The organism is Methylobacterium sp. B1 (assembly GCF_000333255.1).
Classification (GTDB): Bacteria; Pseudomonadota; Alphaproteobacteria; order Rhizobiales; family Beijerinckiaceae; genus Methylobacterium; species Methylobacterium fujisawaense.
This window is the reverse complement of sequence record NZ_BACT01000635.1, coordinates 1-855: the sequence shown is the minus strand read 5'-3', so window position 1 is coordinate 855 and position 855 is coordinate 1. Positions and strand designations below refer to the sequence as shown.

The 855-nt window shown below is 71.1% G+C and carries 1 protein-coding gene; it reads right to left on the bottom strand.

The window, feature by feature from the left end; translation table 11 throughout:
* Positions 1-855, bottom strand: an 855-nt coding sequence (locus tag I53_RS18805) for a DapH/DapD/GlmU-related protein (RefSeq protein ID WP_043353453.1), incomplete at both ends; no start/stop codon positions are given.

The window sequence follows — 855 nt, the reverse complement described above, 5'->3', positions numbered from 1 at the left end:
CGACGATGCGGATCATCATGGCGCGTTTCTCGGCGTCGAGGGGGCCCAGGATCCTGGCCGGGCGGCCGCCCCACAGATAACCGGCCTCCAGGATCTGGCCGGGATCCGTGGTGGCGCCCGCCGCCAGCATGACGTCGTCGGCGATCAGGGTTCCTGACGCAATCGTCGCGCCGATGCCGATCAACGAACGTGCCCCGATCCGGCAATCCGAGATCCGGACGTTATGGGCGATGGTGGTGTCCCGCCCGATCACCACGCCGTCCGCCCGGGTGCGGATGACCGTGTTGTCCTGAATATTGGTATCGGCGCCGACGACGATCGGGCCGACCTCGGCGTTGAGGTCGCAGCAGAACAGCACGCTCGCCCCGGCTCCGAGGCTCACCCGCCCGCGCAGACGGGCGTTGCGCGCCACGAACACGCTGTCGTCGACCTCCGATACTTCCCCGGGCGGGAGAGCGGATCCGTCGCCCATGCGCTCACGCAGCCGCTCGGCGCGCTCGGCGATCTCATCGGCTCCGATCGCTCGGCTCGGACGGGCGGGACTGCCGGCATAGGCGTAGCCGCCGGGCAGCGACGCCCGAGGGAAGACGGTCGAGCCCGCCTCGATCACCGCACCGTCGCCGACCTCGGCGCCGTCGAGGATCACCACGTCGTCCTCGACGACCACGTCGGAGCCGAGCGTGCAGGCGTGCACGACGCTGTTGCGCCCGACCGTGACGCGGTCGCCGACCCGGGTGCCGTGCGTCCGGGTGGCGATGTGCACCGTCGAGCGGTGGCCGAGCCAGAAGCGGTCGCCGAGGATGACGGTCTGGCCGTCGGCGCGAATCACCGCCTCGTCGCCGATCCAGGCCTGCG